General features: G+C 69.0%; 5 protein-coding genes. All 5 read left to right on the top strand.

Going from position 1 to position 6708, the window contains the following annotated elements:
• Nucleotides 1-137: 137 nt before the first annotated feature.
• The 5 genes from PKA16_RS07685 (at nt 138) to groES (ending at nt 6555) form a co-directional block, all read left to right on the top strand.
• Entirely contained in the window at nt 138-1805 is a 1668-nt protein-coding gene (locus tag PKA16_RS07685; protein ID WP_324401977.1) for a SulP family inorganic anion transporter, read from the top strand.
• Between the two features lie 157 nt (nt 1806-1962).
• Nucleotides 1963-2985, top strand: coding sequence for an extracellular solute-binding protein (locus PKA16_RS07690; protein ID WP_324401979.1), 1023 nt, complete (start codon nt 1963-1965; stop codon nt 2983-2985).
• Nucleotides 2986-3192: 207 nt separating this feature from the next.
• The gene (locus PKA16_RS07695) at nt 3193-4278 is read left to right on the top strand and encodes an ABC transporter ATP-binding protein (protein WP_324401981.1); all 1086 of its coding nucleotides are present in this window, start codon (nt 3193-3195) and stop codon (nt 4276-4278) included.
• 13 nt (nt 4279-4291) lie between these two features.
• A complete protein-coding gene (locus PKA16_RS07700; protein ID WP_324401983.1) occupies nt 4292-5977 on the top strand; it encodes an iron ABC transporter permease in 1686 nt (561 codons plus the stop codon).
• 287 nt (nt 5978-6264) lie between these two features.
• The gene (gene groES, locus PKA16_RS07705) at nt 6265-6555 is read left to right on the top strand and encodes a co-chaperone GroES (protein WP_324401985.1); all 291 of its coding nucleotides are present in this window, start codon (nt 6265-6267) and stop codon (nt 6553-6555) included.
• Nucleotides 6556-6708 lie beyond the last annotated feature (153 nt).

Here is a 6708-nt window from a genome sequence, read left to right on the forward strand (position 1 = left end):
CCCTGACGCGATCCGCGCAGCTCACCGGCCGGGCCGGCCGCTGTCGCGCCGGCGCCGCCACATCACCCGCCTGCTGCATTGCGGCCCGCCTGGGCGACCCGGGTTCCCTTCCCTGGTCGATCTTCCCGGAGCAGTTCGTGGCCCTACTCTCATCCTTCCGCCCTCGCATCATTGACGCCCTGCAGGGCTACAACCGCAAGCGCCTGCTCGGCGACATCGGTGCCGGCCTGACGGTGGCCGTGGTGGCGCTGCCGCTGGCCATGGCCTTCGCCATCGCCTCGGGCCTGCCGCCACAGGCCGGCATCTTCACCACCATCATTGCCGGCTTCCTGGTCGCATTGCTGGGCGGCAGCCGGGTGCAGATCGGCGGGCCGGCCGGCGCCTTCATCGTCATCGTCTACGGCATCGTGCAGCAGTACGGCGTGGCCAACCTGATCATCGCCACCCTGCTGTCGGGCGTGCTGCTGTTCCTGATGGGGCTGTTTCGCCTCGGCACGCTGGTGCGCTTCATCCCGATCTCGGTGATCATCGGCTTCACCAACGGCATCGCGGTGCTGATCGGCCTGTCGCAGGTGAAGGATTTCCTCGGCCTGTCGGTGGAGAGCATGCCGGCCGATTTCTTCGGCATCCTGGGCACGCTGGCCACCCACCTGCCCACGCTCAACGCCTGGGCGCTGGGAGTGGCGCTGGTCTCGCTGGCGGTCATCATCGCCTGGCAGCACTGGCTGCCGGGCCTTGGCGCGCGCGCGCCGTTCTCGGGCAAGCTGACCACCGTGCCGGGGGCCATGGTGGCGCTGGTGCTGGCCACCAGCGCCGTGGCCCTGTTCGGGCTGCCGGTGGAAACCATCGGCAGCCGTTTCGGCGGCATCCCGGCGGCGCTGCCAGCCTTCGCATGGCCCGCCTTCGACTGGGAATCGGCGCGCTTCCTGCTGATGCCGGCGATCACCCTGGCGCTGCTGGGCGCCATCGAATCGCTGCTGTGCGCGCGCGTGGCCGACGGCATGATCGGCGACCGCCACGACCCCAACCAGGAACTGATGGCGCAGGGAATCGCCAACTTCGCCGCGCCGCTCCTGGGCGGCATGCCCGCCACCGGCACCATCGCGCGTACCGTCACCAACGTCAAGAGCGGCGCCACCAGCCCGATCGCCGGCGTCGTGCATGCGCTGGTGCTGCTGGTGGTGATCCTGGTCGCTGCGCCCCTGGCCAGCTCGATCCCGCTGGCCTGCCTGGCCGCGATCCTGGTGCACGTGGCCTGGAACATGGGCGAGTGGCGCGCCTTCGCCCACCTGCGCCAGTACCGGATGACCTATGGCGGCACCCTGCTGTCGGTGTTCGCGCTCACCGTGGTGTTCGATCTCACGGTGGCCGTGCAAGTGGGCATCCTGGCGGCCTGCGGCATCTTCATCTACCGCATGGCGAGCCTGGCGCGCGTCGAACGGCTGGAACTGCCCGAACTGGCGGGCCGCGAAACGCAGGTGCAGGCCTGGCGCCTGTCGGGCGCGCTGTTCTTCGGCTCGACCTCGTTGACCGAGAAGCTCGAGGACGCACTGCCCACGCACGCCCTGGTGCTCGACCTGGCAAACGTGCTCTACATGGACTCGACCGGCGCCGACGCCATGAAGACGCTGGCGCGCACCTGCCACGCGCGCGGCGTGCGCCTGATCGCCTGCGGCCTGTCGCTGCAGGCGCTCGACCTGGCGCAGCGCAGCGGCCTGCTGGCGCTGCTGCATGGCGGCCTGCAACCCGACCTGGCGCACGCGCTCCAGGCAGCGCTGTTGACCCTGGAGGACGCGCCGGCCTGACGCGCCCGTCGTGCTCGGGCGATGATGCGGCGTCGCGTATGCGGGCCGCGTGTTTGTTGTTAGACTTTGCGCGCCCATCCGGCCGGATCGACGTGCTGTCATTGCTGCGGCGGCGCTTCGCACCCGCCGGCCCGACCGAACCGAAATGGAGAAGCCCATGTCCCCCATCGATCGCCGCACCCTGCTGCAACTGGCGGGTGCCGCCGGCGCGGCCTCCCTGCTGCCGCACGCGCGCGCCGCCGAGGGCGCCGACCTGGCGGCCGCCCGCGCCGAGGGCAAGGCGGTGTTCTACGCCAACATCACGGCCGTGAAGCCGATCATGGAAGCCTTTGGCCAGGATACCGGCATCCAGGGCGAGTACACGCGCATCTCCAGTTCCAAGTTCGTCTCCACCGTCGCCACCGAAGCGCAGGCCGGCAAGCTCCTGGCCGATGTGGTGCAGGCCCCGCTGCCGGTGCTGGAAATGCTCAAGGCCAACGGCGTGCTGGCACCCTACCGCTCGCCGGCGGCGGCCGACTATCCGGACTGGACACGGCCCGACGACACCATCCAGCTCTTCGGCATCGAGTACGTCTCCTACCTCTACAACACGCAGAAGGTGGCGGCCGCCGACGCGCCCAAGCGCTACGAAGACCTGGCCGACCCGAAGTGGAAGGACCGCATCGTGATGGCCGACCCGGCCACGCACGCCTCGACCATCTCCTGGCTGGTCGGCCTGAAGGAAAAGGTGTTTGCCAGCGAGGCCGACTGGAGCGCCTTCGTCCAGGGACTGGCGGCCAACAAGCCGATGTTCGTCGCCAGCTTCGGCCCCACGCCGGCGCCGATCGAGAGCGGCGAAAAGGCGATCGCCATCTCGATGCCCAAGTACATCGTCACCAAGGCGCCGGCGCCGCTGGCCTGGGGCCCACGCGGCGGCCAGCCCCTGCTGGGCACGCCGCGCGCCATGGCACTCACGGCCAAGGCGCCGCACCCCGCTGCCGGGCGCGCCTTCATGGATTACTGGCTGTCGAAGAAGGCGGCCGGCATGCTGGCGACGCAAGTCGGCGAATACGTCGCGGCGCCCGGGGTGTTCCCGCCGATCGACGGCATCGACCAGGTCAAGGTGCTGGCGATCCGCGACCTCAGCGACGCCGAGATCCAGAAGTGGGGCGGCGAGTTCAAGCGCATGTTCAAGGGGTGAATGAGCTACCCCTTGAGCCGCCTGCCGCACCTTCCCGCTGCAAGGGGGACGCACCCGGTGCCCGGGGAGACCCTGGTCACGGGTGCCCTGGATGGCCTGCTCCGCGGCCTTTCGAATGCCCGGGCCGTGGTCGCAGCACACGGATCACGGGCGTGAATCGCGGCTGCATCGATTGACCCCGGACTGAAAACAGATCCGAGACTTTCCATGGAAATTCGTGTCGAAGGCCTGACCAAGCACTACGTCTCGGAAGGCCGCACGGTCAAGGCGCTCGACGGCATCGACCTGACGATCCCGGCGAACCGCATCTTCACCCTGCTGGGCCCGAGCGGCTGCGGCAAGACCACGCTGCTACGCTGCATCGTCGGCCTGGAGACGCCCGACGACGGCGAGATCCGCATCGGCGACCAGGTGGTCTGGTCGCGGCGCCAGGGCATTGCCGTGCCGACCGAACAGCGCGGCCTGGGCATGGTGTTCCAGACCTACGCCATCTGGCCGCACATGAGCGTGTTCGACAACGTCGCCTACCCGCTGCAGGTGCGCGGCGCGCCGCGCGCGCAGATCGCCGCCAAGGTCGCCGAGGTGCTGCGCTTCGTGCAGCTCGAAGGCCTCGAGAAGCGCCCGGCGACACGCCTGTCGGGCGGCCAGCAGCAGCGCGTGGCGCTGGCGCGTGCGCTGGTGGCCGAGCCCAAGCTGATCCTGTTCGACGAGCCGCTGTCCAACCTCGACGCCAAGCTGCGCGAGGAGACGCGCAAGGAGCTGCGCCGCTTCCTCGGGCAGCTGGGCATCACCGCCATCTACGTCACGCACGACCGGGTCGAGGCGCTGGCGCTGTCCGATTCGATCGCCGTCATGCGCGCCGGCCGCATCGTCGAGATCGGCTCGCCACAGAAGATCTACTTTCACGCCGACCACCGCTTCGTCGCCGATTTCATCGGCCGCGCCAACCTGGTCGACGCCACCGTGCGCGGCACCGAGGGCGGCCTGACCGAGATCGACTGCGCGCTCGGCTGGCTGGCCTGCGCGCCGGTCGACCTGCCCGTCGGCAGTGCCGCGACGCTGTGCCTGCGCCCCGAATTCCTGCAGCTGCAGCCCGAGGGCCAGGCCAGCGGCGGCAACCAGATCCGCGGCCGCATCGAGGCGCTGGAGTTCGTGGGCGAGGTCAACGAGGCCGAGATCCGCGCCGGCGACACCCTGCTGCTGGCGCGCACGCCCGCCGACAGCCCGCTGCGCGTGGGCGACGCGGTGACGCTGTCGGTGCGGCCCGAGCACTGCCTGCTCGTGTCGGCATGACGCCGGTCCCGGCATGAACGCGCAGCGCCGCGGCCTGACCTGGGCCCTGATCCTGATCGTCGGCGCGCTCACGCTGGCGCCGGTGGCGATGCTCGCCTTCGGCAGCTTCTCCGAGGGCCTGCAGGCCTTTGGCCGTTTCACGCTGCACAAGTGGGTCGCCGCCTACACCGACCCGGCGCTGCTCGGCGTGCTCTGGAACACGGCCTGGTTCGTGCTCGGCTCCACCGCGCTGGCGACCCTGCTGGCGCTGGTGCTGGCCTACCTGAACACGCGCACCGACATCCCGTTCAAGTTCCTGTTCGGCGTGCTGGCGATCGTGCCGATGATGATCCCGCACGTGCTGTTCTCGGTCAGCTGGGCGTTGCTGGCGAATCCCTCCAACGGCCTCGTCAACCTGGCACTGATGCAGGCGCTGGGTCTGGAGCAGGCGCCGCTGAACGTCTATTCCCTCACCGGCATGATCGGCGTCGAGGCGCTGCTGAACATGCCGATCGCCTACCTGATCATCGCGCCGGCCATGGCCTCGTTCGACGTCTCGCTGGAGGAGTCCTCGCGCGTCTGTGGCGCCAGCACCTGGCGCACCCTGCTACGCGTCACGCTGCCGGTGCTGCGCCCGGCCATCCTGGCGGCCTTCGTGCTCGGCGTAGTGCGCAGCCTGGCCTCCTACGCCGTGCCGCGCGTGCTCGGCATGCCGGGCAATGTCGACGTGCTGGCCACCTACCTCTACGAGATGATCTCGGTCGGCTTCGCCCCCGACTACGGCCAGGCGGCGGCCCTCGGCATGAGCGCGCTGGCCGTGGCGGTGGTGCTGATCGTGCTGTACCGGCGCCTGACCGGCGAGAGCAGCCGCTTCGTCACCATCTCCAGCCGCGGCTGGAAGCCCAGCGTGGTGGCGCTCGGGCGCTGGCGCTGGCCGCTGTTCGCGGCGGTGGCGCTGCTGTCCTTCGTGGTCGTCGTGCTGCCGGTGGCGGTGCTGGCCTACACCTCGCTGGTGCCCTACTCCATGGTGCCCGGCGCCGAAGCCTTCGCCCAGATGAGCTTGCGCCACTGGACCGCGGTGCTGCAGGACGCCACCTCGCTGCTGGCGCTGCGCAACAGCCTGTTCCTGACCCTGGTCGGGGCCACCCTGGGCGTCGTGCTGTCGCTGTTCGTCGCCTACGTCATCGTCAAGCTGCGCACGCGCGCCGCGGCGCTGCTGGAGACCCTGACCTACCTGTCGTTCTCCTTCCCGGGCATCGTGATCGGCATCGGCTTCATGTGGTTCTTCGTGCAGACGCCGCTCTACGCCACCGTCACCGCCCTGCTGATCGGCTACATCGCGACCTACCTGCCCTACGGCGTGCGCCCGCTGGCGAGCGCCTTCGTGCAGGTGCACGACCATCTGGAGGAATCGTCGCTGGTCTGCGGCGCCAGCCACCTGACCACGCTGCGGCGCATCATCGCGCCGCTGCTGGTGCCCGGCATCGTCTCGGCCTGGATCCTGCTGGCCACCATGTTCCTGCGCGAACTGACCCTGTCCGTGGTGCTGTCGCGTCCCGGCAGCGAGGTACTGGCGGTCCAGGTGCTGGCCTTTGCCGACGACGGCCTGTGGGGCCAGCTCTCGGCGCTGGGCATGCTGATGATTGCCATCTCGACCGCGCTGGTGATCGCCGCACGCCTGGTCGGCTCGCGCTTCGGCCCGCAGCACGCCAGCGGTTGAGCCGCAGGTCCGCGCTCGCCGCAGAAGCGGGAGCGATCGAACGCTGCACCAACCTGCGCACGGCCGCCTGCCGCGCCGCATGCCCCGCATGGAGTGCCCGCCGAATTTTCGGGGCGGCCGGCGCGGCCACGCTTGAATTCCGCTCATTTGCCCTTATCATTAGCACTCGTTGGCAGCGAGTGCTAGCAAAACCCCCTGCCATCGCTTCGGGAAGACCCGCGCAGCGCCTGCTGCCGCGTCGGGTCGAGTGAGAAATCTCGTTTCATATCTTGTATTTAGGAGCATCCATGAAACTGCGCCCTCTCGCCGATCGGGTGATCGTCAAGCGCCTGGAAAACGAAACCAAGACCGCCTCGGGCATCGTGATTCCCGACACCGCCGCCGAAAAGCCCGACCAGGGTGAGGTGATGGCCGTCGGCCCGGGCCGCCTGGACGACGATGGCGACCGCATTGCCATGAGCGTCAAGGTGGGCGACCGCGTGCTGTTCGGCAAGTACAGCGGCCAGACCGTCAAGGTCGATGGCGACGAGTTGCTGGTGATGAAGGAAGACGATCTGTTCGCGGTCGTCGAAAAGTAATCATTTGTCCACTTTTGAACCCAATTTACGTAAGGAAGATTAGAAATGGCAGCAAAAGACGTTGTTTTCGGTTCTGACGCCCGGGCCCGCATGGTCGAGGGCGTGAACATCCTGGCCAACGCGGTCAAGACCACGCTGGGCCCCAAGGGCCGC

Source organism: Ottowia sp., from assembly GCF_035325765.1.
GTDB lineage: Bacteria > Pseudomonadota > Gammaproteobacteria > Burkholderiales > Burkholderiaceae_C > Ottowia.

What these genes read in the sequence shown, in the direction of transcription:
- groES (WP_324401985.1), top strand. Translation starts at nt 6,265, where the DNA reads ATGAAACTGCGCCCTCTCGCCGATCGGGTGATCGTCAAGCGCCTGGAA.
- PKA16_RS07695 (WP_324401981.1), top strand. Translation starts at nt 3,193, where the DNA reads ATGGAAATTCGTGTCGAAGGCCTGACCAAGCACTACGTCTCGGAAGGC.
- PKA16_RS07690 (WP_324401979.1), top strand. Translation starts at nt 1,963, where the DNA reads ATGTCCCCCATCGATCGCCGCACCCTGCTGCAACTGGCGGGTGCCGCC.
- PKA16_RS07700 (WP_324401983.1), top strand. Translation starts at nt 4,292, where the DNA reads ATGAACGCGCAGCGCCGCGGCCTGACCTGGGCCCTGATCCTGATCGTC.